General features: G+C 59.2%; 24 protein-coding genes. 9 read left to right on the top strand and 15 right to left on the bottom strand.

The annotated features are described in order from the left end of the window. Window positions 1-164 precede the first annotated feature (164 nt). Entirely contained in the window at window positions 165-1490 is a 1326-nt protein-coding gene (locus K9B32_RS24020) for an NAD(P)/FAD-dependent oxidoreductase (protein ID WP_224566763.1), read from the top strand. A 562-nt stretch (window positions 1491-2052) separates the two neighbouring features. Continuing rightward, window positions 2053-3006 carry a sulfonate ABC transporter substrate-binding protein gene (locus K9B32_RS24015; protein ID WP_224566761.1) on the top strand — a complete coding sequence of 318 codons (954 nt, stop codon included), beginning with the start codon at window positions 2053-2055 and terminating at the stop codon, window positions 3004-3006. 339 nt (window positions 3007-3345) lie between these two features. On the opposite strand, the gene K9B32_RS24010 is transcribed toward K9B32_RS24015, so the two are convergent. Then, complete coding sequence (locus K9B32_RS24010) at window positions 3346-3483, bottom strand: hypothetical protein (RefSeq protein ID WP_224566759.1); 138 nt, start codon at window positions 3481-3483, stop codon at window positions 3346-3348. 152 nt (window positions 3484-3635) lie between these two features. Here K9B32_RS24010 and K9B32_RS24005 point away from each other — a divergent pair, with 152 nt between their 5' ends. Beyond that, a complete protein-coding gene (locus K9B32_RS24005; protein ID WP_224566757.1) occupies window positions 3636-4229 on the top strand; it encodes a response regulator in 594 nt (197 codons plus the stop codon). 733 nt (window positions 4230-4962) lie between these two features. Here K9B32_RS24005 and kduD read toward each other — a convergent pair. Genes kduD through kduI form a run of 3 tightly spaced genes read right to left on the bottom strand, consistent with a single transcriptional unit; the run spans window position 4963 to window position 6912 of the window. Next, entirely contained in the window at window positions 4963-5715 is a 753-nt protein-coding gene (gene kduD, locus K9B32_RS24000) for a 2-dehydro-3-deoxy-D-gluconate 5-dehydrogenase KduD (RefSeq protein WP_224566755.1), read from the bottom strand. Window positions 5716-5722: 7 nt separating this feature from the next. Next, window positions 5723-6061: a cupin domain-containing protein gene (locus K9B32_RS23995; protein ID WP_224566815.1), complete on the bottom strand. Its 339-nt coding sequence runs from the start codon at window positions 6059-6061 to the stop codon at window positions 5723-5725. A gap of 8 nt (window positions 6062-6069) precedes the next feature. Continuing rightward, entirely contained in the window at window positions 6070-6912 is an 843-nt protein-coding gene (gene kduI, locus K9B32_RS23990) for a 5-dehydro-4-deoxy-D-glucuronate isomerase (protein WP_224566753.1), read from the bottom strand. A gap of 244 nt (window positions 6913-7156) precedes the next feature. Between kduI and K9B32_RS23985 the strand changes: the two genes are divergently transcribed. Beyond that, window positions 7157-7933, top strand: a complete 777-nt coding sequence (locus K9B32_RS23985) for a FadR/GntR family transcriptional regulator (RefSeq protein ID WP_224566813.1) — start codon at window positions 7157-7159, stop codon at window positions 7931-7933. 68 nt (window positions 7934-8001) lie between these two features. Here the strand turns inward: K9B32_RS23985 and K9B32_RS23980 are convergent, their stop codons facing one another. Genes K9B32_RS23980 through K9B32_RS23970 form a run of 3 tightly spaced genes read right to left on the bottom strand, consistent with a single transcriptional unit; the run spans window position 8002 to window position 12552 of the window. Then, a complete protein-coding gene (locus K9B32_RS23980; protein ID WP_224566750.1) occupies window positions 8002-9438 on the bottom strand; it encodes a family 16 glycosylhydrolase in 1437 nt (478 codons plus the stop codon). A gap of 58 nt (window positions 9439-9496) precedes the next feature. After that, complete coding sequence (locus K9B32_RS23975) at window positions 9497-10804, bottom strand: HlyD family type I secretion periplasmic adaptor subunit (protein WP_224566748.1); 1308 nt, start codon at window positions 10802-10804, stop codon at window positions 9497-9499. After that, complete coding sequence (locus K9B32_RS23970; RefSeq protein ID WP_224566746.1) at window positions 10801-12552, bottom strand: type I secretion system permease/ATPase; 1752 nt, start codon at window positions 12550-12552, stop codon at window positions 10801-10803. Before K9B32_RS23970 ends, K9B32_RS23975 begins: the two co-directional genes overlap by 4 nt. A gap of 636 nt (window positions 12553-13188) precedes the next feature. On the opposite strand from K9B32_RS23970, the gene K9B32_RS23965 reads away from it, so the two are divergent. Beyond that, window positions 13189-13770 carry a L,D-transpeptidase gene (locus K9B32_RS23965; protein WP_224566744.1) on the top strand — a complete coding sequence of 194 codons (582 nt, stop codon included), beginning with the start codon at window positions 13189-13191 and terminating at the stop codon, window positions 13768-13770. Between the two features lie 164 nt (window positions 13771-13934). After that, entirely contained in the window at window positions 13935-14780 is an 846-nt protein-coding gene (locus K9B32_RS23960; protein ID WP_224566742.1) for an inositol monophosphatase family protein, read from the top strand. Here the strand turns inward: K9B32_RS23960 and K9B32_RS23955 are convergent. The 8 genes from K9B32_RS23955 to K9B32_RS23920 all read right to left on the bottom strand — a co-directional run bounded on the left by K9B32_RS23955 (window position 14771) and on the right by K9B32_RS23920 (window position 21608). Continuing rightward, window positions 14771-15622 (bottom strand): glycerophosphodiester phosphodiesterase, encoded by an 852-nt coding sequence (locus tag K9B32_RS23955; protein ID WP_224566740.1) that lies wholly within the window; start codon window positions 15620-15622, stop codon window positions 14771-14773. The two genes, K9B32_RS23960 and K9B32_RS23955, sit on opposite strands and share 10 nt — an antisense overlap. Continuing rightward, window positions 15615-16694, bottom strand: coding sequence for an ABC transporter ATP-binding protein (locus K9B32_RS23950; RefSeq protein ID WP_224566738.1), 1080 nt, complete (start codon window positions 16692-16694; stop codon window positions 15615-15617). Before K9B32_RS23950 ends, K9B32_RS23955 begins: the two co-directional genes overlap by 8 nt. Window positions 16695-16731: 37 nt before the next feature. Continuing rightward, on the bottom strand, window positions 16732-17556 hold the full coding sequence (locus K9B32_RS23945) for an ABC transporter permease (protein WP_224566736.1): 825 nt from the start codon (window positions 17554-17556) through the stop codon (window positions 16732-16734). Further along, window positions 17556-18434, bottom strand: a complete 879-nt coding sequence (locus K9B32_RS23940) for an ABC transporter permease (protein WP_224566734.1) — start codon at window positions 18432-18434, stop codon at window positions 17556-17558. The genes K9B32_RS23945 and K9B32_RS23940 overlap by 1 nt, the downstream gene beginning before the upstream one ends. Window positions 18435-18445: 11 nt before the next feature. Further along, window positions 18446-19591 (bottom strand): extracellular solute-binding protein, encoded by a 1146-nt coding sequence (locus K9B32_RS23935; RefSeq protein WP_224566732.1) that lies wholly within the window; start codon window positions 19589-19591, stop codon window positions 18446-18448. 137 nt (window positions 19592-19728) lie between these two features. Continuing rightward, window positions 19729-20196, bottom strand: coding sequence for an MEKHLA domain-containing protein (locus K9B32_RS23930; protein WP_224566730.1), 468 nt, complete (start codon window positions 20194-20196; stop codon window positions 19729-19731). 819 nt (window positions 20197-21015) lie between these two features. After that, window positions 21016-21300 carry a DUF982 domain-containing protein gene (locus K9B32_RS23925; protein WP_224566729.1) on the bottom strand — a complete coding sequence of 95 codons (285 nt, stop codon included), beginning with the start codon at window positions 21298-21300 and terminating at the stop codon, window positions 21016-21018. Between the two features lie 110 nt (window positions 21301-21410). Then, window positions 21411-21608 carry a hypothetical protein gene (locus K9B32_RS23920; protein WP_224566727.1) on the bottom strand — a complete coding sequence of 66 codons (198 nt, stop codon included), beginning with the start codon at window positions 21606-21608 and terminating at the stop codon, window positions 21411-21413. A gap of 781 nt (window positions 21609-22389) precedes the next feature. On the opposite strand from K9B32_RS23920, the gene K9B32_RS29180 reads away from it, so the two are divergent. The 3 genes from K9B32_RS29180 to K9B32_RS23905 are packed head-to-tail and all read left to right on the top strand — an operon-like array spanning window position 22390 to window position 23508. Continuing rightward, on the top strand, window positions 22390-22602 hold the full coding sequence (locus K9B32_RS29180) for a carbonic anhydrase (RefSeq protein WP_224566725.1): 213 nt from the start codon (window positions 22390-22392) through the stop codon (window positions 22600-22602). Window positions 22603-22654: 52 nt separating this feature from the next. Next, on the top strand, window positions 22655-22963 hold the full coding sequence (locus K9B32_RS23910; protein ID WP_224566723.1) for a DUF1778 domain-containing protein: 309 nt from the start codon (window positions 22655-22657) through the stop codon (window positions 22961-22963). Then, complete coding sequence (locus K9B32_RS23905) at window positions 22963-23508, top strand: GNAT family N-acetyltransferase (protein WP_224566721.1); 546 nt, start codon at window positions 22963-22965, stop codon at window positions 23506-23508. The genes K9B32_RS23910 and K9B32_RS23905 overlap by 1 nt, the downstream gene beginning before the upstream one ends. Window positions 23509-24119: the final 611 nt, after the last annotated feature.

The following is a 24119-nucleotide window of genomic DNA, read 5'->3' as shown; positions in this document are numbered from 1 at the left end:
TTAACACACTGGAGAGACCTGTCGAATTCGTTTGGCACAACGGGTCAAAGCAGAAAGGGCGGCATTGCTCCCGCAAGACGGAATCTTCTGCTGCGCGCCAGCCGCAGTCCGGCAACGCCATTGCGCAATAGCCGCTAGACTGTGCTGGTAACGGAGGTCACGCCATGCCCGCACCGCTGAAACTCATCGACACAACGCCGCAGTTGCCCGAAGACGCCGATGCCGTGGTGATCGGCGCCGGCATTGTCGGCGTGTTTGCGGCCTACTATCTTGCCCGCCGCGGATTGAAGGTAGCCGTCGTCGAGAAGGGCCGGATCGGCGCGGAGCAGTCGAGCCGCAACTGGGGATGGTGCCGCCAGCAGAACCGTGACGCCCGCGAATTGCCAATGGCGACGAAGAGCCTCGATCTTTGGGAGCGTTTCGCCGCCGAGAGCGGCGAGGACACCGGCTTCCGACGCTGCGGGTTGTTCTACCTCAGCAATAGCGAAGAGGAACTGGCCGGGTGGGCCCGGTGGCGCGACTTTGCCCGCACGGCCGGCGTCACAACGCATATGCTCGACAGTGCCGAGGCGACCGAACGCGGCCGCGCCACCGGCAAGCCATGGAAGGGGGGCGTCTTTTCGCCGACCGACGGCACCGCCGATCCGGCAAGTGCAGCACCAGCGGTCGCGCGTGCGATCGTCAAGCTTGGTGGCACCGTGCATCAGTCCTGCGCCGCCCGCGGCATACAGACAGAAGGCGGTCGCCTTTCCGGTGTCGTCACCGAGCATGGCACCATCCGCACGAAGACGGCGATCCTTGCCGGCGGCGCCTGGGCCTCCTCCTTCTGCCGGCAGCTCGGCATCCGCTTTCCCCAGGCGACGGTCCGCTCGTCGATTCTTGCCGTCTCGCCAGGCGCCATCGGCCTTCCGGATGCGCTGCATACGGCCGCCGTTTCGGTGACGCGCCGCGGGGACGGCGGCTACACGCTCGCCATCAGCGGCCGCGGCCGTGTCGATCCGACGCCGCAGCAATTGCGTTTCGCGCCGCAGTTTCTGCCGATGTTCGCTCGGCGCTGGCGCAGCCTTGCACCCGGCGGCCTCGAAGGCTTCCGCTCCGGTCACGAGAGCCTGACTCACTGGCGCCTCGATGCCCCGACGCCAATGGAGCGCATGCGCATCCTTGATCCTGCCGTCGATAAGGAAACTATTCGCCTCACCCATTCGCGCGCGCTCGACCTCCTGCCCGACCTGAAGAACACCAGCATCACCGCCGCATGGGCGGGGTATATCGACAGCACGCCGGATGGTGTGCCCGGCATTGGCGAAATCGCCGCCATACCGGGGTTCATCCTCGCCGCCGGCTTCAGCGGGCATGGCTTCGGCATTGGTCCCGGCGCCGGTCACCTGATCGCCGACATCGTCACTGGTGACGAGCCAATCGTCGACCCCCGCGCCTACCATCCGGACCGCTTCCGAAAATCTGCCTGGGGTAAGGTGGCCGATTTCTAGGGAGGCGAGGCCCGAGGTGCCGTAGCGAAGACGCTGAAGTCGGGTCCGACTGCGACGATCCAGTCCTGGCGGCAAGCCACGAATGGCGCCTTTGGCGCGATAGCGCGTGACAGTCGGCCAGCGGCCTCCTGAGGTTCACGGAACCCAAATAGATGCTGGAGGAATCTATTGCCGGGACTGGTGTCGAACAGATCATCGGGTGGGGAGCGAACGGCTCGAGAACCGCGCGCTGATCGTTCTGCTTCCGGCCTGGCAGGGCTTTTGCTTCATTCTGCGCCTGTAGCAAGGACCAACGGACCAATTTCGGATGGCCGCCGTGAAGCAAAGCTTGTTGAATGCTGTGATCAAAGCGCGTTTCCAGTGCCGGTGACGGCCTGGACTTTGACACCATCGTCAAGCGGCCCCTGCGTCAAAATCCGGATCAGCATGAGGCGAGCTCTTTTTGCTCGCTGTCGGGACAGAACAAAAAGCGAATCCCGGAAAAGCGGACACGGGAGTACGTATATTCTAGTAAAAATGTAGAGACACTTTAATTTGGCGTCGTCTTATTCCGGAGGGTATGATGAAAATCACAAGACGAGCTTTCACTGCGGTGGTGGCAGGTGCCATCGCGACACCTTTGACGCATGTTCGACTGGCTGGCGCGGCTGACAAGGTCGTCCGTATCGGCTACCAGAAATATGGGACTCTGGTGCTTCTCAAGGGCAAAGGGACGCTGGAGAAGAAACTTGAATCCATCGACTACAAAGTTGAATGGACCGAGTTTCCGGGCGGTCCCCAGCTCCTCGAGGCCCTGAACGCTGGTGCTGTCGATTTCGGATCGACAGGCGAAACGCCGCCGATCTTCGCCCAGGCTGCCAACGCTCCGCTTGTCTACATCGCACACGAGCCGCCCGCCCCGCGCGGCGAAGCCATACTTGTCCCGAAGGATAGCCCCATAAAGTCTGTTGCGGACCTGAAGGGCAAGAAGGTCGCCTTCAACAAGGGCTCGAACGTGCATTACCTGCTCGTCAAGGCGCTCGAAGAAGCTGGCTTGTCGTATGAGGATGTGGATCCATCCTTCCTCGCCCCGGCCGACGGTCGCGCAGCCTTCGAAAAGGGCGCGGTGGACGCATGGGTCATCTGGGATCCCTTCCAGGCAGCTGCGGAAGTGGCGATCGAAGCGCGGGAGCTCAGAAACGGCGAGGGTATCGTTCCCAATCACCAGTTCTATCTCGGCACCAGGACGCTGGTCGACGGCCACGCCCAGGCGATCGATGTCTTGATCGACGCCATTTCTGAGATTGACGAATGGACTAAGTCCGACACGACGGCTGCGGCCGCAGAGCTATCACCATCGGTCGGCATCCCTGAACCTGTCCTCGTCAAGGCGCTCGAGCGTCAATCCTACGGGGTCAAGAACCTTGATGACTCTGTCGTCGCGCAGCAGCAAGACATCGCCGACACCTTTTTCAAACTCAAGCTTATTCCCAAGAAGGTGACGATTGCCGACGTTGTCCGCAAGGGCAAGGCCTGATACCCGGCGGCTGCACGTATCACCTCGACCGATGGATAAAAGAGTTCCGCTTCTGTCGGGACTCGCAGCCTTTCGGAAAAAGGTTGAAGGCCGCCAGCTGAGAGACGACTGTCAGATAATCGTATTTCCTGCGCGCTTACCCCAGCCTCTCAGCTCGATGGAACACATGTGCCAGTCACGTCTGCGAACGGCGCAAATCTTGTCGGTTGCCCGAGGCACGGATGGAACTGACCCGGACGAAACGCAGATGCATGTGTCCGATGAAGTACGATCCAGCGCTGATCGTCGCGATATTGACGGTCGCGAATGCAGCCGGTGGAGGAGAAACACTGTTCCCCCTCACCCGATAACCTCCTCATGGTCCTTCTGCGCCGCAGCCACCAGGGCGTGCGCATTGTCGAGGAGACCGATAGGTGCAGCATCTTCCAGCCAGCCGTTCGAAGACACCAACCACAACGCCTTCTGCCAGGCTGTCATGGATTGAGGAAGCGCCGCCAGAACCCGCTTTATGGTTGGGTGCGGTCGGCCGTCCTGGAACTGAAACGCCGGGAAAAACTCAGAGCCTCGATGCTGAACGGAAATGATTTCGCCATTCTTCTTCCAGCGAGGGGTCGGCCAGGATGGAGCCCGTGGGTCGTGGCAAAGTTGCCGCACGCGATCGAAAACGGCGCAGCCGTTCTCTTGCGGATGGCATTACACGCCGCAATGCGAAAGGAACCAGACGCGGATCTTCAGATCTTATTTTGTACCATTCAGTCGGCGCAAGTTCTTGCGCATACGTATTGCTGCATCGCAGCATTCGTGCTTTAGTTCGTTGTCCGAGCAAGGATATCGACATGCCCCAAGTAGCTCTCCAGTCGAAAACGCTCCCCACGGTTCTTGTTGTCGAGGCCAGCGCCGAATTGCGAGCAGCGATGCGGCGGGCGATCGAAATGGCCGGTCTGGCGGCCGTGGATGCCGCCGGCGGCGAGGAAGCTTTGCGCATCCTGGATCGCCGGAGCGACATCGACTTGGTCTTCACGGCGATAAACATGCCGGGCAGCGTAGATGGTGTAAATCTCGCCGTGAGGATCCATCGGCAATGGCCCGAACTCGCCATTGTCATTACGTCCGCCGTCGTGAGCTTGCGGCAGTCCTCGTTGCCCGAACGGTGCCGTTTTCTGAAGAAACCGTACAATAGCGCCGAGGCGATCAAGTGCTTCAGGTTCTTGCTGGGGTGTTGAAATGGCACAAACATTCCGACCATCGCCCATTTCACTCAGGAGTTTCTGCGCCTGAGAGAGCCTGCGTGTCCAGGGCAGCCTCAATTCCCGATCAAGACGCAAAGAATGTCACCGAACAGGCCGCTGGCCACACTTTTCTGAGAAGGTGGGGCTGTCCAGTCCCGTACAGCCGAGCTTGATCGAATCCTGAACAACAAAAAACCTGCTGAGACGACGAACCGACCTGATGATCGAAATGACTTCGTCGTTTCCAGCCCCTCACGCTCGCGGAGACCGAAAAGCAGCAACGATGGCGACGATTACAATGCGGGCGGCGGAAGCTTCGACCCCAGGAGTTGATCACCGGTCCCCGCGCTGGTGCCAGTTTCTAGAACGTCGCGGAACGATGCCGTGGACATTACACTGGCTTACGTCTTCGGAACCGGGGGCGCCAACTATTGAAGGGGTGGACGCCCCTTGAATGCGCGCAGGTGACAGCGGCCAACAGACCCTGCTCGACGGTCTTGAGCAATTGCAACCGATCCTTTGTGGGCAACGATTGCGGTCCCCGGCCGTTGCCGGCAGTGTCGGCGCCGAGACCTGCCGGCCATACACCGCCATCGGCGACACGGTAAATATCGGCTCGCGGCTGGAGGCCCCAACCCGTGACTGGAAAACCTCGATCCTCGTCAGCAGCGCGGTTCGTGACGCGGTTGAAGAGAGCTGCCTCGTTGGTGGAACGGACACTGAACGGTTACCGCGCCAACCATCCGCCGTCGACGGGCAGGACGATGCCGTGGACATAGTCGGATGCCTGTGATGCCAGGAAGACCGCTGCGCCGCCGAGTTGTGCGGGGTCACCCCAGTGGCCGGCCGGGATGCGGGCAAGGATGGCGGCGCTACGGTCCGCGTCCTCGCGCAGGGCCGTGGTGTTGTTGGTCACGAAATAGCCCGGCGCAATGGCATTGACATTGATGCCCTTGCCGGCCCATTCGCAGGCCAGCAACCTCGTCAATCCGGCAAGTCCGCTCTTTGAGGCCGTGTAGGAGGGAATGCGGATGCCGCCCTGGAAAGACAATAGCGAGGCGATGTTGATGATCTTGCCGCTGCCTCTTTCCATCATATGCCGGGCAGCAGCCTGCGACAGGAAGAAGACGCTCTTCAGGTTGATGTCCATGACCGCATCCCAATCGGCTTCCGTGAAGTCGATGGCATCGGCCCGGCGGATGATGCCGGCATTGTTGACCAGGATGTCGAGCTTGCCGAAGGTCGCAACCGCTTCGTCGACGATTGCCTTGACGGGCTCGATAAAACCGAGATCGGCCTTGATGGCGTGAAACCCTGCGCCGGTCTTGCGAACCGCGGCTTCGGTTTCGTCCATCGCCGAGCGGCCGACGGCAACGATTGAAGCGCCGGCGGTGGCCAGCGCCACGGCGATCGCCTGGCCAAGGCCCGTATTGGCACCGGTGACCACCGCCACCTGGCCGGAAAGGTCGAACATGGTCATGACAGGCTCACGTCAGGAATTCGGCGCGATGCGGCGTGAAGGTATCGATCAGCCGACCCTTTTCCAGCGCCTTGACCCCATGCACCAGGTTGGGAGGCACGATGAAGCTTCCACCCTGATAGAGGGTTTCGGTGCGGCCATCGATCGTCACCTCGAAACTGCCTTGCGCCACGTAGCTTGCCTGGATATGCGGGTGCGAGTGCTGCGCGCCGATGGCATCCTTCTCGAAGGCAACCTCCACCATCATCATCTCCGGCAGATAGGCCATGATGCGGCGGGTTACGCCCGGCTCCGGGCTGACCCACTCGGCACCCTCGGCCGATACGAAAAGATCACTCGCTGTCATCATCCACCTCACTTCAGATCTTCGATGGCGATGAGATCGACATCGGTGTAGTCGACATTGTCGCCGGCCATTGCCCAGATGAACGCATAGCTCGACGTGCCGGCCCCGGAATGGATCGACCAGCCGGGCGACAGGATGGCCTCCTCGTTCTTGACGATGAGGTGGCGTGTCTCCTCAGGCTCGCCCATCAGATGCAGGACGCGGGCCTTTTCCGGCAGATCGAAGTAGAGATAGGCCTCCATGCGCCGGTCATGCACATGGCAGGGCATGGTGTTCCACACCGAGCCCGCCGCAAGCGTCGTCATGCCGACGACGAGCTGGCAGGTCCTGGCGCCCTCCGGATGGATGAACTGGAAGATCGAGCGCTCATTGCTGGTCGCCTGAGAGCCAAGGTCGATACGCCTGGCATCGGATATGCCGATGCGTTTCGAGGCGTGACGGACATGCGCTGGCGCACTCAGAAGGTAGAACTTCGCCGGCTGTTCGGCCGAGACGGAGCAGAACGTTACCAAACTTCCCATCCCGGCATAGACCATGTCGCGGGCGCCGGCCTGAAACTCCTCGCCGTCGACGATAACGATGCCCGCACCGCCAATGTTGACTGCGATCAGCTCACGCCGGGCAAGAAGCGTGTCGGTTCCGGCAGGCTTGATCGTTTCCAGTGCCAGCGGGGCAGACGTCGGCATCGCGCCGCCGACGATCATGCGGTCGTAGTTGGTGTAGTGCAGCTGAATGCGCCCGGGCGCGAAGAGCGGCGGCAAGAGGAAATTCTCGCGCAGCTCGGCCGTGTTGAACCTTGCCGCCGTCTTCGGGTCGATCGCGAAGCGGTTGGTAAAATCGGTGTGGCCCATCATGCCCTCCCAGAACTCTTATTTAAAGTCATCATACATATCGATCACGGTGTGGCAACACACATCCTCCTGTTACATCAGCAACCGACCCAAGGAACACCGCATTAAATTATTGATTTTGCCTATCCCATTCGTTTTTAGCGCAGGACAGAATTCCTGTTGCGGCATTTTTTGTATGATGACTTTGAGCATAGTTGTCTCAATGAACCGCTCGCGATATGCTCAAGCATCTTTCACGGACATGATGACGCCCTTGAACACTGCGCCCCCTCCGGTCGATCTCAATTCATCCCGACGGCAGAAGCTCTCCGAACGGATTGCCGGTTCTCTTCGCCAGGATTTCCTTTCGGGCCAGGTCTCCCTTGGCCAGAAGTTGCCGACAGAGACCCAGCTCGCCGGAACTTTCGATGTCAGCAGAACCGTCATTCGCGAAGCAATCGCCGCCCTCGTCGCCGATGGACTACTGGAAACGAGGCAGGGCGCCGGCACCTTCGTGATCGGCCATCAGTCGTCCAGTCCGATCTTGAGGCAGGATAGATCAAGCAATGTATCGCACGCTCTGAACGTGCTTGAAGTTCGCATCGCGCTCGAGGCCGAAAGTGCGGCGCTGGCCGCAACCCGCAGAAATGCATCGCAGGAAGCACAGATCCAGGAGAGCTTTTTCGAATTCGATCGCCTCCTGCAGCTTGGCAAGCCGACGGGCCAGGCTGACTTTGCCTTCCACCGTTCCATTGCCGAGGCAACCAACAATCCTTTCTATGTCGAAGTTCTCGATGCGCTCGGCGAGCGTACCATCCCGTGCGACGTCAATTCGCCCTATGCCACCGAAGATGTGCTCTCGTTTAACTATCAGGCCGGATTGCAGAGAGAGCATCTTGCAATACTGAACGCAATTTCTGCAGGCGATGCAGCTGGCGCGCGCGATGCCATGCGCGCTCATCTCTCGGCAAGCCAGGAACGATATCGCGAACGCCTGCGGGATCGGCGAACGCGATATCAAAGCGTTGTCGAAGCGACCTAACGGACAACGGCGTTCAAACGTCCGGGTCGAATGGTGTCATCATGACCCTACGATACGTTCTGCATCCATCAAATGTGCCAATCGTTGCCCGCACTGGCTTCCGTGGCTGCGTGCACTGGACTATCCGCAAGAGCATACGCCCTGATATAGTCGATGTGCATTTCCGAACCATTTGCCAGACCGTTCGATGGCGTTCCAGCGGGGCCGCCAACAGCAAGATTGACCAGCATGTACATGGGATCGTGCATGTCCTCGGGTGTGTCGGTCTGGGCAACGGCGACATCGTCGAAGTACCAGGTGATGTGATCCTCGTCCCAGAGGACGCCATAGTTGTGGAAGCCTGCAGTGCTTGCCACTTTGACAGGAAAGGACGTCATCGTATGCGCGCCGCTGTGGTCGCTGTGTACTGTGACATTGACAGTGTTCGGGTCCTGCCCGCGCATCTCGACGACATCGAGTTCCGGCGGCCAGGATCCGTCCTCCGGAAGCAGCCAGAAGGCAGGCCAGACGCCCTGCTCTGTCGGCATATCGGCGCGGATTTCGAAGTAGCCATAGGTCTGGGCGAAGGATGAATGCGTGTTCAGAAGACCGGATGTGTAGTCGTAGCCGTTGATCTGCGACTGGATCGCCTGCGAGGCCGGTTCCGCTGAAATCGTCAATACGCCGTTGCTCACCGAGAACGGATTTGCCGCAGCGGTCGGCGTATAGGACGGGTTGATGTACCACTGAAGCTCACCATTCCCCGTCAACGTGCTACCGCGTTCTGGCGCCCACCAGAATTTCGCATCCCATGTCCCCTGATCTCCGCTGCGCAACGACAGGCTGTTGAACTCGTCGTCGAAGGTCAGCGCCAGGTGAGAACGGTCGAGCGTCAATTGGAATTGGCTCGCCTGCAGATCCGACGCCTCGGTATTGGCGAAGACGAGGCTCTCGCCCCCGCCGAGATCGAGCCGCAGATTGGCGCCCTCCTGAACGGTATGAGCCAGAACCTGCTGGAAGGACGAAAGCCCATAGCTGTTCAGCCGCACGGTATCGTCGCTGCTGAAATCGACGATCAGGTCGCTTCCGTTGCCCCGAGTGAAGAGGAATGTATCGGCCCCGCCTCCACCGATCAGCACGTCGTTGCCGGCGCCGCCGTCGATCGTCTGGCTTCCCGAGGCTCCGGAGATGATATTGTCCTGCGCGTTGCCGAAAGCATAGCGCCCGTTACCGGTGACAGTCAGGTTCTCGAAATTCTCAGGCAGCGTGTAGCTCATCCAGGTGTTGATCGTGTCGATCCCCGCTCCAGGCGCCTCCACCGCGCGATTTATGCTGGAATAGAGATAGTAGATGTCATCGCCGGTTCCGCCGTGCATGGTCACGTTGACGGAGCTGTCACCCCATATGGAATCGTTACCGGACGTTCCGTTCAGCACGGGGCCGGAGCCGGTCGCAGAAAACCATGCGGTCGAGGCGCCACTGTAAAACAGCGGTTGGCCGACGGCGTTTTGTATCGACTTTGCCATTATCAACTCCTTCGGGTCTTGATAGGTCTCAACGGTCTTGTTCCTCCCATGGCTGCAACTATTCCTCCCGAAATGCACGGGCCAGTTGGTCCGTGAACGGCTTTGCGAGATAACCGAGTGCTGTACGCTCGCCCGTCTCGATGAAGGCTTCGACGGGCATTCCGGCAACCGGTGTCAGCGCGCCAAGCCTTTGCCATTCGCTCTCGGGCACCGCGACCCGAAGCGTGTAGTAGGATTGACCAGAATGTGGGTCCGTCGTCAGGTCAGCGGATATCGACGCAACGCGTCCCCTCAGTTCCGGCGTCGTCCTGTAGCTGAACGCGGAGAACCGCAGGCCGACTTCCTTGCCAACCGCGACCTGGTCGACATCCTGTGGCGACAGCTTCAGTTCGGGCGTGAGCACATCATGATCGGGCACGATCTGCATGATGGCCTCGCCGGGCGAAATCACGGCCCCCGGCGCATGGACGGCGAGCTGGTGGACGATGCCGTCTTGCGGCGCCCTGAGGTCGACGTGTCGCAGCTCATCCTCTATCGCAACGCGGCGCTCGGCATATTCGCCGCTGTCGCCCTCGGCCTGCCTGAGCTGCTCGGATACCTCGCTTCGATGGTCGTCGCCCACCTGGATAATCTGCAGCTCTGTTTCGGCGATCTTGCCCTTGATTTCGGCTGTCGAGGCAACGAGGCTCCCGGCCTCTCCCGTCAAATCGGCCGCATCACGTTGCAAGGCATAGACCCGTGTTGCAGGAATGGCTCCCTGTCGAAGCAGCGGCTCAAGGCTTGCGAGCTCCTTGTCGATGATGCCTATCGCACGGCGCTTGCCGTCCTGCTGCGCTGTCAGACCTTCGGCCTGTTGCTCAAGCTGGCGTACGCGCTCGCGCAGTTGCGCCGTCCGTCCGCGAAGCGATGCGCGGCGGTCATCGAACAATCGCTGCTCAGCGCTCGTAAGGGCGGCAGCCTGAGCAGCGTCTGTGCCGCTGACGACCGCCGGAAATGCGATGGCATCGTGGCCGTCGCGCTCTGCTGCAAGCCTGGCGGATCGCGCCGCAAGCTCTCTCAGCCGTCGCGATATGATCGCAAGGTTTGCCTTCGTCTGCGTGTCGTCGAGATGAACGAGGATCTGGCCAGCCGTGACGCGATCACCGTTGCGAACAAAGACCTTCCCCACGGTGCCGCCTTTCTGGTGCTGCACCGGCTTGACGTAGCTGTCGATGACAAGTGTTCCCTGAGCGATCACTGCGCCGTTTATGCGGATCGCCGCGGCAAGCCCCCCAAGCACGCCGACAAGAAGGATGCCAGTTGCAAGAGCAAGCAAAGTGAGGCGGCGGATCGCCCGTTCTGTCGATGTAACGGCTGCTCTGATCATGACGAAAGCCCCTCGCCAGCGCGCAACAGTCGGACAAAGGAACCGGTAGCGGAGACTGGCTTTGGTCCCGTCTTGAGAACATCGCTCTTTTGACCGAACGCTTTGGCACGACCGCCGTCGAGAACCAGCACCTTGTCGACGACAGAAAGTGCGCTCGATCGGTGGGCGATGATCAACACCACCCCTTGCCGCGAGCGAATACCCTCGATCGCCTGCGCGAGCGCCAGCTCACCCTGAACGTCGAGATTGGAATTCGGTTCATCGAGGACAACGAGGAATGGATCGTCGTAGAGTGCCCTCGCCAACCCGATGCGCTGTCGCTGGCCCGCAGATAGCGCCGTTCCCTGCGCGCCGATCCGTGTGTCGAAGCCATCAGAAAAACCCACAATCATATCGTAGACGCCCGCGGCCCGGGCGGCAGCGATGATCAACTCCGAAGAGGCTTCCGGGTCAAACCGGGCGATGTTGTCGGCAATGGTGCCCTCGAACAAGGACACCTCTTGCGGCAGATAACCGATGTGGTGGCCGAGTGCTTCGGGTGTCCATTGTGAAAGCGACGCTCCGTCCAGCCTGATATCTCCGGCAAAGGCCGGCCACAGCCCGACGACACCGCGCGCCAGCGAAGACTTGCCCGAAGCGCTGGGCCCGATAATGCCAACTGCCTCACCCGCTTTGACCTCGAAAGACACGCCGCGAATGATTGGCATTTTCGAGCCCGGAGCTCCAAGGTGAAGGTTGTCCACCATCAATGATTGCCGCGGCGCCGGCAGCGCCACGTCGTGCAGCGTCTCCTGCGTGAGCCGGACCTCCCGGTCGAGCCGAGACCATGCTTGGCGCGCAGCTGCAAATCCTCGCCAATGTGCGATGGCAAGCTCGATCGGGGCGAGCGCACGGCTGACGAGAATGGAGCTTGCAATCATGATGCCGCCGGTTGCTTCCTGGCGAATGACCAGTATGGCGCCCACCGCCAGCACGGCGGACTGCAGCAACATGCGCGCCGACCGCGACAGCGCCGAAAGCGAGTTGACGAACGTTGCGGTGCGCAAGTGACTGTCGAGGTGGCGCCGGTTGACGTCTGCCCAGCGCGCCGAAAGCGCAGCCGCAAAGCCCATTCCGACGACCGCTTCGGAGTTGCGCCTCGCGGTTTCAGCAAATTCCATTCGCTCAGCCAGGATCGTGGCCGTCTCCCTTATGGGTTCGCGTGACTTGAGTTCGGCAAGCAGCGCCAGACCCGTCAAGATCAGGGCGCCTGCTGCGGCTGTGACGCCAATCCAGTGGTGAAACAGGAAGCAGAGCGCGAGATAGAAGGGCATCCAGGGCAAATCGAACAACGATCCCGGACCCGGGCCGGACAGGAATCCACGAACTGTATCGATATCGCGGATCGTCTGGAGACCATCTCCCGTCGACGGTTTGCGCGATGCTGACAAGGCGACTGAGAGAAAGGCACGCCCTGAGAACCGCTCGTCCACCGCCCGTCCGATCTGCCCTAAGAGCAGGGATCGCGTGAGATCAAGCAGCCACTGGAAGGTGAAGAGGGCCACAACGATGACCACCAAGCCGACGAGGGTCGGCAGGCTGCGGCTGGGAATGACGCGATCATAGACCTGTAGCATGAAGAACGAACCAGTGAGCGCCAGGACGTTGACAAGGCAACTGGTCACACCAAGTCCGAGAGCGCCTAAGCGCAACGACGAGAAGAGGCCAAAGAAAGATCGAGGCTGAGAAAGGGATCCGGTTTCAGACAAATGGGCTCCTTGGGGTCATAGCGCAGACGCACCGTGGCCGAAGCGTCGGCGACACGCGAAATCGAGATCGTTTGCCTAGACTGAGCCAAAAGGGACCGGATGACGACCGCAAACGGCGGTTTCTGTTCCACTTAACGCTAAGTCACCAAACGAGGTGTTAAGCGCTAAGTCGTATTCCAGTCACGTCGTTAAACGACTGTCTTGTTCCGAGCGCAAGCGCGTGATTGCTGCCCAATCGACCAGTTACTTGCGAGCGAACCTCAGCAATTGAATAAAATTGCGGTTGCATTTGCGCTTGGATTTGCGTTTCGGGCCGCGGGCTCGAGGGCGCGACAAGTCTCGCCGAGCACGATCCCGTTCAAATGATCTGCGTTATGCAGCTGATTGGCGATCAACAAACGCCTGCACCAAGCAAACGGACGAGTTGACCAGCATGGGACTAAGTATCGCGCTTAATCCCGAAGCCCTCGACTATCAAATTGCTGGCCGCGCCACGGACAGATGGCTGAGAACTCTGTTTAGGGTCAGAATCCGCCAAACAACATCGATTTGTGCCCCAGCGTCAGAACAACGGTCGCCACAATGCCGCCATAGATTTCGAGGCTATCTTGCTTGTAAAACAAGCGGATAGCGGAAATGAAACTCCTGGCTCTATTTGCAACAGCGCTTTTGCTCATTGCCTTTCAGGCTCAGGCCCAGATTTACGGACCGTATGACGACTACGGCGATTATGGCTACTACGACCCGTATGGGCTATATGGCCCCCCACCCGACTATGGCGAGCCAATGCCGGAGCGCCAACGCCGAACGAGGAGCGGCGGGGGAACAATTGTCATTGCCACGCGGGAGCACACGCTGGTCTATACGACGCCTCGCGGCGAGCAGCTCGCCTATCCGATTGCTGTCGGGCGCGAGGGAAAACAATGGTACGGTACGACACATGTCACGTCGAAGCGCAGGCATCCCGAGTGGCGGCCGACGGCGAGCATGCGCCGCAAGAACCCGAGGCTGCCCGTCGTTGTGAAGCCGGGGCCTTCCAATCCGCTCGGTACACGCGCCATTTATCTTGCCGACGGCTTGCTGCGTATCCACGGTACCAACGATCCATCTTCCATCGGCACCAACGCATCGAGCGGATGTTTTCGCATGTACCGCGAAGATGTCGAGGAGCTTTACGATATGGTCCGACCAGGAACCCGTGTGATCGTCCAGCGGTGATACTGCCGAACCCGCGTGCCGGCCACCTAGAACCTCGATCGCCAAGGGCTATGTCTGGCGTCTGGACGCTCTTTGCCAATGCCACCGCTGCAGGAGAGCGCCAACGCTGGAGCCGGCGTTTTCGTCATCAAAGTTTCATACGGGTCTGCCATGACCTGACAACGATGTCGAATCCAAATTCCGCCGAATTCTCTCCTGCGTCCTCCCGCATCTCACAAACTGCCTCTCCGCGCCTGGCGGCATTAGCCGAAGCTGTTCTTATCGCAGGCACCAAAGCGCGCTCATCGCTGCGCCGTCGCTTGGATGGCGAGTTGGTGGCAAAAGCGCCGAGGGATTATCAGACCGAGATCGACGTTGCCGTCGAGCAGATCATCGTCGATGAAATGAACAGGTCATTTCCCTCCTACGCGATCAAAGGCGAGGAAGCGGTTGGCAACCGGAATGCAAAGGATGGCGTGCCTGTCATCTACATCGATCCAATCGACGGGACGACAAATTTCGCCTGGGGCATCCCACATTTCGGCATGACGATCTCGATCGTCGAAGACGCTGAGATCGTCGCCGGCGTCGTCTATGACGCAATGCTGGATGAGCTCTTCAGTGCAGAGCTCGGCGGCGGATCGTACCTGAACGGCGAGCGGATCGGGTGCGTGAGTTCCAAGGGGATCGAAGACGTTCTCGTCGGGGCTGGCTTGCCGATTCCGGGCCAACTCAAGGCCGTGCCCGAGGACGTCTATTTCAACGCGCTCAAGCGGTTGATGGCAACCACCGCTGGCGTGCGTAGGCTTGGTTCAGCGGCATTATCGATCGCCTATGTCGCCTGTGGCCGCCTGGACGGCTTCTTCGAGGATGGTCTCTCGTTGCACGATTATGGCGCTTCCGCCTTGCTGGTGCGCGAAGCGGGTGGCGTGGTTTCCGCTTTCAATGGTGGGCCCGTCACCTCAAACGGAGACATCCTTGCTGGCAACCGGGTTCTACACCCCTGGCTCGTTGAAGGCTTTCAGGCCTGATCTTCCATCAGAAGCCGTTCCAGGCCGACCGGGTCATCCGTTGTGATCTGGTCAGCCTTCAGCTCGATAAGGCGCCTGACGCCCGGTAGGGCGGACGGAACGGCCGAGTTGATCGTGTAGGCGTCAACGACCCGCCCCGCATCATGAAAAGCACCGATCAGATCATAGCCGGCCTGATCGGCGAAGAGTACCAGGCGGTAATCGAGATAGATCATCCGTGCACGGGGCACGGCGCGTTGGGCGTCAGCAACGAAGCCTGCGAAATCGCGGGTTTCCATCAACCTTTCGATAGCGCCGCCGTGACATGGGTCGTAGCCGATTGCCATGTCAGGTACGGCCGTTGAAAGCCGCGCAACAGCAACCGAATCGCCGCCTGAAAGGATGACGGTGCCCGCGACCGGCGAAATGGCTGCCGTAAACGCGGCAAGGTCGACGTCGCGTATGGTGTTTGAACTCTCCTTGAGGTCAAGCTGCAACACAGCGCCAGCATCCCGGTTGATCTGAGCCAGAAGTTGCGCAAGATCGCCAAGCATCATGACCTTGTGCCCACTTGGCGCCCCGAAAGGATCCCGTAGATAAAGGCCACGCAAATAGGCCTCGGATGCCTCGCGAACCGGACCGGATCCTGTTGTCGCCGCGTCAAGGGTCTCGTCATGCAAAACAGCGAAGCCAACCCCGCCAAAGCGCACAAGATCGATCTCGACGCTGGCCCCGAGCTCCATACCTTCAACGATGCGCTCGCCTGTAAAGGATATATCACCGGCAAAACGGTGGCCGCGATGCCACTTCAGCCAGGTGCGATGCCCCGCTTTTTCAATTGCAACTCCACGGCCTTCAAGCATGCCCAAACACCCGATCGTTTTGTCGAGCCGATACGGGGGCGAATTCGTAAACAAGCCGATTTTCGCGGAACGCCCTGAAGGCCGCGGCCACTGGCTCCACGGGCGCGCCCTTTGTCCAGTTGCTGTCGCTCGATGTCATTACCTTCAGCCTTGTTCCGTCGGCGAGATCGACATCGACGATCTTATGGGTGCCAAAATCGATGCTGCGATGAACGATGCCGGTACCTGTCCCCTTCGTCGCGGCAAGCGACAGGGCTTCTGGCCGAATGGCAAGCACGACTTCGCCGTCTGCAACGGGAACCGGGAGCGCAAAGACTGCATGCTGGCTCAAACCGCCCTTCACAATCGCGCAAATGAAGTTCATCGAACCGATGAACCCGGCGACGAATTCCGTCTCTGGTTCTCGATAGATACGATCGGGCGGCCCGATCTGCTCGGTGCGGCCATCACGCATGACGACGATCCGGTCGGCGAGCGCCAGCGCCTCGTCCTGCCCGTGCGTGACGAAGAGCGTGGTAATGCCAAGCCGCTGCTGGATATCACGCACCTCCTCGCGCAACCGCTCGCGCAAGTGCTGGTCGAGGCTTGCGAAGGGTTCGTCGAGCAGAAGGATCTTGGGTTCGAGGACAAGCGAGCGGGCAAGCGCCACACGTTGCTGCTGACCACCAGACAGCTGCGTGGTCATGCGTTTGCCGTAGTCGGCAAGGCCGACGAGCGCCAGCGCCTGTTCGGCGCGTTCCCGGATCTCTCGTTTCGGCAGGCGGCGAAGCTTGAGACCGAACGCAATGTTGTTGAAGACGTCCATGTGCGTCCACAGTGCATGGCTCTGGAACACCATCCCTGTCGGCCGCTTTTCCGGCGGCATTGACGTAACATCCTTTGCATCGATCAGGATGCTTCCCGCAGTCGGCGCTTCGAAGCCGCCAATCATGCGCAACAGCGTCGACTTGCCTGAGCCGGAAGGACCAAGCAGGCAGACCAGTTCTCCGTCTTCGACATCGAGCGAGACATCGCGAACCGCATGGGAGGCGCCGAAGCTCTTCGAGACGCCCTTTATGGTCAAGCGTGCCATGTGAATCCTTTCCTGGCTTCATTCGCCGCAATGAGCCTCATGCTCCCAACCCCTTTGCAAAGGTTCCTGTGCCGACCACCCTGCGAGCAAACATGAGCGCCATGAAAGAGGGAACCCACAGCATCACGGAGAGCACGGCGCCGTATTGAACGACGATCTGATTGTTGATGAAGGTGACCATCAGCACCGGCATCGTTCGGATTTCCGGCGCTCCGATCAGCCATGCTCCTTCTGTTTCGTAGAACGTCCCGACAAAAGTCAACAAGACGGCCGCTACAATCGTCGGCGCCGCTTGCGGCAGCGTAATCGACCAGAAGACGCGCAAAGGGGCGGCGCCAGCATCGCGCGCTGCCTCCTCCATCCGGCGATCGACATTTTGGAAGGCAGCGACCGGAATCCAGATCATCAGCATCAAGGTTCCGACCAACTGGATCAGGACGACGCCCCAGAACGTGCTGATCAGCCCGATTTGCAGAAAGATGCCAGCAATTGCGACCAAGAGCCCGAATTTCGGAAATGCATGCGAGGCGAGGAACGACAGAAAAAGGACATTCCTGCCCGGAAACTTCATGCGCGCGAAGGCATAGGCGGCGGGAAGACAAATGACGGCGGAAAGAATTGTCACAGTGGTTGCCAAGCGCAGGCTAAGGAAAAGGGCCTCCCAGACATCGGTTCGCGACAATGTGAGCGACCAGTAGCGAAGTCCGAATTGTTGCGGGATCACGGAGGGGTAACGCCAGACTTCGCTGAAGGCCCAGGTTCCGACAACAAGGAGCGGCAAAGCAATAAAGAGCGTCAACAGCAATGCCAGCAAGGCGCCGATCCAATCCGCCTCCGCGACGGCAAGCCTTACAGGCTTCATCACACGCCTCCCCTGTTTCGGGCGATAGAGCGCACGTAGAAAATTCCGAATACGAGGCAAAAGCCGAAAGCGATGACAGCTTGCGTCAGGGCGTTGACCGGGTCGTTCATGTCCGAGAACGTCCGCTGCATGAAGGGACCCATCATCTCTGGCGACGCCGGCCCGAGAAGATAAGGGAGCGTGAAGGACGAGAAGATCCCGAGGATCGCAAAAGAGGTCGTGACGAGCAGCGAATTGCCCATTCGCGGCAGGATGATCGACAGGAAGACGCGTAGTGGCGCAGCACCGACATCGCGCGCTGCCTCGATTGAGCTCTTCGCAATATTGCCCAACCCCGCCGTGAGCATCAGGACCGTGAGTGGCAGGTTGTCCCAGACGAGCCCAATGACCGGTCCCCATGGCGTCAGATAGGGGGATGGCAGCTTTGGCAAACCGACCGCATTCAGCAGCACGTCGACGGCGCCGTTTGGACCAATGGTGCGGATGAGCGCGTAGGACAGGATGATCGACGGCACGAACATCGGGAAGATGGCGAGCCCTTGCACATAGGCGCAGAGCGGCCCCCGAGAAAAGCGGAGGTAGAGCGCGATCGGCAGACCGATTGCCAGCAGCAGCACGCCGCAAACCAGCGTCGTCCAAAGCGTGATCCAAAGATTGGCACGACTGTATTGGTCGCCGAAGAAGAAGCGGTAGGAGGCCAAGGAGAGCACCGATGCTCCGTCCGGCTGGGCGACGAAGACCGTGCTCGCCACCGCCGACAGGATCGGGTAGAGGATCAACCAAGCTAGAAGAAGCACAGGCAGGGCAACCAACGGAAGCCCCACCCAGCCCTGCCCACTCGCCGGCGCAGAAAGCCGCGCCAGCAGCGGAAGTGTCATGGACCTGCGCATCAGGTGCGGCTGATGCCCGGCGCGACGTTGCGATACCAGCCGTCGTTGATGGTGGTTTCCCAGTCACCAGCCGGGAAGGTAGGGATCGTCGCCGGAATGACGTCCGCATACTTCTGGCGCAGCTCATCCGAAATGTGATCCCAGGAGACGCCGGGGAAGCCGCCGATTTCGGTGATGATAGCTTCCTGCATCTCCTTGGTCAGCAGGAAAGCAGCAAGCTTCATCGCTGCGTCTTTGTTGGCGCCATTCGAAAACACCGTCATGCGAGAAAAGCCACCGCAGAGCGCCAGGTCACCCAGCTGGACGAGGCCGGTGGTTTCCGGCAGGACGCCCTGCGAAATCGCTTGCAAGACCTGGTCGGACCAGACTGGCGTCATTGTTACGACGCCTTGCGCAAGAAGCTGGATCGACTGCGTGTTTCCGGCCGTATAGGCGCCCTTTTCGTAAAGCGAGGGCGCCAGATCGTTAAGAAGCGCCCAGGCTGGCGTCAATGCCTGGTTGGCGTAGTCGGCTGTGAAGTTGTCGATCGTGAACTTCTTCGGGTCACGGCCGTTGGCTTCATGAATAGCGCGGCGCACGAAGTTTCCGCCGGAACCGCCCTTATCGGGGCGGTTGTAGATGAACTGGCCCGGATTGGCCTTGATCCACGCCGACAGTTGCTCCCAGCTCTTCGGAGCATCCTTCGGATCGAGCTTGGTCTTGTCATAGGCGAGCAGCACCTGCGATCCGCGATAAGGAAGAGAATACTTGCTGTCGACTGCCAACGGGTTGACGTGGTCAAACCCTTCGATGTTCTGCGCGGAGAACTCCACCCATAGACCGGCCTCCGCGCCAGCTGGTGGAAGGCGAGGATCAAAATGCTCAAAGATATCGGCTTGCGGATCCGTCTTCGTATTTAGCGCCGCAAGGGCGCGGTCTGCAATCGCGCGCAAGCCAGTGTTGTCACCGGCGTCGGTGATTTTCACGACCAGATCCGGATGAGCCTTTTCGAAAGCCGGGCGAACGATGTTATTCCAGAAATCGATGATGTTCGCGTCCGATCCGCTGTAGAGATCGATCGTCGTTGTCGCGGCCGATGCAAGGCGTGGCAGCATCAGCATGCCCGCGGCTGCGGTGGTGGTGACAAGGAAATCGCGTCTGTTCATAAGCCCTCTCCATTGGCTCGGATGTAGAAGGCCGTGCTACGCCTCGAGCGTAACAGAGTCATGACAGCAGGGCGATCTCAGCGATAAATTGCACAGCTGTGCAATCCATTGTCGCGATGGCGGATGGGTGAAGCCGATTAGACATCGGTCCAGTTGGAAAAAGCTGCTGCCTGGCCTCGCGACCTGCCGCGCTCATCAAGCAACTGCCAGACAATTCCATTCTCCATCCAGAAGTGCTTTCCAGACTTGGTGACGCGCAGGCCCCGGTAGTCGGCGACATAGCCTTGACGTTCGACGGCATCGAGAAGCAATTGGCGTTCTTTTCGATCCGGAGCCTCGGCAGACAAGCGCGACGGCAGCTTCGTGAACTCATCCCACGTATATTCGAAACGCGTCTGGGCGGCGATATTGGCATAAATGAAGCGCGGATCAGGATCCGTATTGTGGACCAGAACGACAAAAGGCGCTTCACGATAGAGCCAGCCGGGCCCCTGCCCCGGTTGAACAAGCGCCTTGCCGACGAGCCGGTGAAAGCTACCGGTCAACAGCTTGAAGAACTCCAAGTCCGCAGCCAGATCGACTGGTTCAGGCAGCTTGCTTTCCATTCTTCATTCCACCATCTGCAGATAATCGACGAAGATCATCGTCGAGCAAAATGCTAAGACCACCGAAGGGGCAGGACCACCACACGCCAAAGTGTGATCCGACAAGGATTCTAGGCGTCAAATAGCGACGAAGGCAACTCAACGGTTATTCGGCTCGGTCCTGCGAGGCGCGTTGCCACAGCTTCTCGCAGCAGGGCAAAGCGGAGTTCCAACGCAGTGATCTCCGGTGACCTTGGCAGCATGGCCAATTCAGCTGCGAAAAGATCAAACTCCCTTCCCAGGGCGGTCTCATCAAAAGGTGGGTTCACGTGCTCACGACCGATAGATTGCTTGAAGACGCACTCAACCATGGACTTACAACGAGCGCTCAGACTGCGCTCAACCCGCGTGTAGACATGCTCAATATCCAATTAACAAGCTTGCGCAGTGTAGAAAACTGGCACGAGCGACGGCGCGCCTGCTCGCAACCCTTCTCTGCTGATATAGCTCCCAATAAATAGCACGGATCCCAACAATCTACAGCGCGGTCTTTGGAGCTCGCTGAACACCCATCCCTTGCCTAGCCGCGGAGTTTGTCCGGCCACCAATGGCTGGCCAGAACGGCGTAGGTTAGTGGAGTTAGGTCTCGCTGCGCGCCGCAAGGGTTCATGTTCTCGCCGGCAGGTACGGCGCGGCTGGGTACCCCACCCGCGCATGGGCTCGCAAACCGGAGCTTCGGGCAGTAAAGGTTCGTTGCGCAAGCACGACACTTACGGTCCCGTTCGATATCATACAAAGAAGGGGGGACGTAAGCAGAGGCGACGACCGCGATCTGTCAGTTCAAGCACCGCCGAGATTGCCACCGGACAACTGCTGGAAACGCGCAGGCACATCTTCGACCCTGACAAACTGCTCGTGGCTCTTCAGAAATTGCCTGAAACGCTCCTGCGCGACGGCGACTGGACGTTCCCTGCAGGCGGCTTCTCGGACAACTTTCACGACCGTTTCGTAGGTCTGATCTCGCTTGCTGGTCGGCCATTCATCGAGAAAATCGAACACGTCGTCCAGGCCCGCGATTTCCTGGATAAAGTGCTTACGTTGCGCAAAAATCGGCGCATCAAACAAGTCAAGTGCCACTCTATCTCTCCCTGGTTGGGCTTGTTTGGCAAATAGGAGTTATTGGCCGCCTATTGGAGCTCAAAGTCCCCTGCTGATAGCGCAAAGCGTTTCGGCATTCAGTGCGAAGTGATCGCACGTCGCTCATCACACGCCAGGTGCTCTATAATCGCGCGCCGGATTTCGGTAACCGTGTCGAAGAGCCTGTTGTCCAGGTCGATGACATTGAACCGGACAGCGATGAACTTGAGGCGGTTTTCGACAGGAACCGCGATCCCAACTTCCTGACCGTTAAATACGACAGCTTGCTTTTGCATAACAAACCTCTGGCACGCCACACGGGAGCACCATCTTAGAAAAGTGGAAAACGGATTTACGACGCGTCAGTTTGCCGTCGTAGGTCGGTATCGGATCAAGACGCGATCACGCACCCGCTGCACCATTGCGAAGAAACGAAGTCGGACAAACAACGTCACCATCCTCCCTCAAGCGGGGTCAAACCACGGCTGAGTATCGTCGGCAAGGACCTGCATTTCGGAACTCTTCTGCAAAAACGTAGTCGAGAAAATTCGAGCAAGCAACTGATTTTTGTTATTATTTAGCGTTCTGAATCGTATGACAATTACCGCAGGTGCGAAGTGAAAAATGACGTACGTTCGTCCGATCTTATCTTCGCAAGGTTTGACGTTCTCCGCCATAGAAGGCGTCAACCACCAAGGATGCGTTCGTTCGTGCTGGTTTTGGCTACTTATTCATTGGAGGCTCTAGCGTCGCTGCGCCGGACCGGCTCTCCGGCTTCGACGTTGTCAACCTCGGAAGGCGAAAATGAATGCTCTCGCGCGCGACACTGGCGTGTGGTGCGGCGCGTCGACTGTTCGACGGATCGGGCGGACCTGTCGAGCGAAGTCGCTGTTCACGCGGCTCCCGTGCAGCGCATTCGGGACCGCAGCGGTTTTTGGTCAGCAGCCCTTTCATCAACTAAGCCAGCGGCCGCACAAGGCACACTGAGCAAGCGCTCCGTCGGCGGGGCGGGTCTCTCAACGAAGACCGTCGATCCTCAAGGGCAAAGCGGCAGAAAACCAGGAGCCGTTCGCGGCGGTGTTGTCATGCGTCGATTCACGTGTGCCGGTGGAGCTTGTGTTTGACCAGAGCATCGGTCACCTCGTCGTCGTACGTGTCGCAGGGAAATGGTCACACCGGAAATCACCGTCAGCCTCGGATACGGCATTGCTGTTCTTGGAACCAAACGTCTCATGTGTTTTGGCCACAACAGTTGTGCTTCACCGTCTCAACGAACTTACGTCATGGTGAATGGAAAGATCCATTTTAACGTACAAATTCGCGTTACAATCAGGAGGCCACGATGCTTGCTTTCAAAGACATGACTGCAGATATTGAAGAGCCCAATGATGCGCGGATGAATTTCCGGACGAAGAAACGGATCAAGAAGGCTATTCAGCGTGCGGCCGCGCTCTCGGGCGTCGATGACTCTGCGTTCACGATCAACGCGGCATATCAGTCCGCCATGGCGACCATTGCAGCTCATGAAGTGACAGTATTGTCGTCGGCAGACTATAAGGCGTTTTTTGACGCACTCGACAGTCCTCCTGCGCCGACGAACAAGCTGAAAGATGCCTTCAAACGTCATGCCGAGACTGTAGTATCTAAGTAATGGCAGACGAGGAAGTTTCCAAACGTGTCATCGAACCGCTCGATCCTACAAAGCACGATCGGGCGGCTTTTTCTTACGGTATCGGCCAGGTTGACAACTTTTTCAAGAAGACCGCTAACAAGCTGTCAAAGGCCGACAACCTCCGCGTCTACGTGATGACCGACGACGATGGAAAGACCGTAATTGGCTTTTATGCCATCAACACGCATTCCATCCACTACAGCGAACTGCCCGAAAAATACGCCAAGACGCGCCCGAACCACGGAAACATTCCGGCAGCCTATATCTCGATGATAGGACGGGACGAAAGGTACAAAGGCGGCGGGTTTGGCGGAGACCTCCTTGTCGATTGCCTCAAGCGAATCGCCGGGATCGCAGAGCAAATCGGAACGGCAGTCGTCTTGTTGGACGTGCTTGATTGTGGCGACCCCGAGAAAACCAAGCGCCGGATCGCTCTCTATACCGGATACGGTCTCCAGCCTCTGGCATCGAATCCGATGCGCATGTTCCTGCCAGTCGGGACGATCAAGCGGCTCTTAGAATAGCGATGGCTGCTGCCGATTTCCGCTGCCACTCGACGCGGCAATCCTCGCAGCTGGATTAACGGCCCAATTACCGTTGTCAACCAGCTTCAGAAGGCCAAGACATCAGCCCGAGGCCCAGCCCGTGCGGCGTAGGAACAGCCACACGCACCGCGCGGCGGCGGCTGCTTCCCGACTGCTTGCGGGTTCAACGGGCGTTAGCTAAACACTCCCAAGCACCAACATCCCAATGGCAATCCAGAACAGCGCACACACTTCTGCCGCCACCAAGTAACCAATTGCGCGATCACTCATTAATGTCCCCTCCTCAGACGACCTTTCAAATACGTCTACTCCACCAAGACGTGTCTCTTTCGCCATGCAATGTCCCGCGCTCGCAGCAGTTCGACGTACCTGCGCCGAAGGATCGGAATGTCAATGTCGCCTTTTGCCCACTCCTCCAACCAACTTTCGAATTCAGCGGATCCCTCCAGGGGCAGCCCGACCTCTTTGGCACGGTTGAATGCCCTGGCGATAATTGCGCGCCGACCTTCAATTGACATCGCATTCCCTCAAAATAGGACGCCCGTGCCCGCAAACTAGTTGTCAAATGCTTTGCGGCACCAGCAAACGTG

It is taken from the genome of Rhizobium sp. 3T7, assembly GCF_020166565.1.
Classification (GTDB): domain Bacteria; phylum Pseudomonadota; class Alphaproteobacteria; order Rhizobiales; family Rhizobiaceae; genus Rhizobium.
Note: the sequence above shows the minus strand (reverse complement) of the source record. Positions and strands in the feature narration are given on the sequence as shown.

Coding starts and splice junctions, on each gene's coding strand:
- K9B32_RS24020 (WP_224566763.1), top strand. CDS start 165: ATGCCCGCACCGCTGAAACTCATCGACACAACGCCGCAGTTGCCCGAA.
- K9B32_RS24015 (WP_224566761.1), top strand. CDS start 2,053: ATGAAAATCACAAGACGAGCTTTCACTGCGGTGGTGGCAGGTGCCATC.
- K9B32_RS24010 (WP_224566759.1), bottom strand. CDS start 3,483: ATGACAGCCTGGCAGAAGGCGTTGTGGTTGGTGTCTTCGAACGGCTGG.
- kduD (WP_224566755.1), bottom strand. CDS start 5,715: ATGACCATGTTCGACCTTTCCGGCCAGGTGGCGGTGGTCACCGGTGCC.
- K9B32_RS23995 (WP_224566815.1), bottom strand. CDS start 6,061: ATGACAGCGAGTGATCTTTTCGTATCGGCCGAGGGTGCCGAGTGGGTC.
- kduI (WP_224566753.1), bottom strand. CDS start 6,912: ATGGGCCACACCGATTTTACCAACCGCTTCGCGATCGACCCGAAGACG.
- K9B32_RS23985 (WP_224566813.1), top strand. CDS start 7,157: ATGACGCCCTTGAACACTGCGCCCCCTCCGGTCGATCTCAATTCATCC.
- K9B32_RS23980 (WP_224566750.1), bottom strand. CDS start 9,438: ATGGCAAAGTCGATACAAAACGCCGTCGGCCAACCGCTGTTTTACAGT.
- K9B32_RS23975 (WP_224566748.1), bottom strand. CDS start 10,804: ATGATCAGAGCAGCCGTTACATCGACAGAACGGGCGATCCGCCGCCTC.
- K9B32_RS23965 (WP_224566744.1), top strand. CDS start 13,189: ATGAAACTCCTGGCTCTATTTGCAACAGCGCTTTTGCTCATTGCCTTT.
- K9B32_RS23960 (WP_224566742.1), top strand. CDS start 13,935: ATGTCGAATCCAAATTCCGCCGAATTCTCTCCTGCGTCCTCCCGCATC.
- K9B32_RS23955 (WP_224566740.1), bottom strand. CDS start 15,622: ATGCTTGAAGGCCGTGGAGTTGCAATTGAAAAAGCGGGGCATCGCACC.
- K9B32_RS23950 (WP_224566738.1), bottom strand. CDS start 16,694: ATGGCACGCTTGACCATAAAGGGCGTCTCGAAGAGCTTCGGCGCCTCC.
- K9B32_RS23945 (WP_224566736.1), bottom strand. CDS start 17,556: ATGAAGCCTGTAAGGCTTGCCGTCGCGGAGGCGGATTGGATCGGCGCC.
- K9B32_RS23940 (WP_224566734.1), bottom strand. CDS start 18,434: ATGACACTTCCGCTGCTGGCGCGGCTTTCTGCGCCGGCGAGTGGGCAG.
- K9B32_RS23935 (WP_224566732.1), bottom strand. CDS start 19,591: ATGAACAGACGCGATTTCCTTGTCACCACCACCGCAGCCGCGGGCATG.
- K9B32_RS23930 (WP_224566730.1), bottom strand. CDS start 20,196: ATGGAAAGCAAGCTGCCTGAACCAGTCGATCTGGCTGCGGACTTGGAG.
- K9B32_RS23920 (WP_224566727.1), bottom strand. CDS start 21,608: ATGCAAAAGCAAGCTGTCGTATTTAACGGTCAGGAAGTTGGGATCGCG.
- K9B32_RS23910 (WP_224566723.1), top strand. CDS start 22,655: ATGCTTGCTTTCAAAGACATGACTGCAGATATTGAAGAGCCCAATGAT.
- K9B32_RS23905 (WP_224566721.1), top strand. CDS start 22,963: ATGGCAGACGAGGAAGTTTCCAAACGTGTCATCGAACCGCTCGATCCT.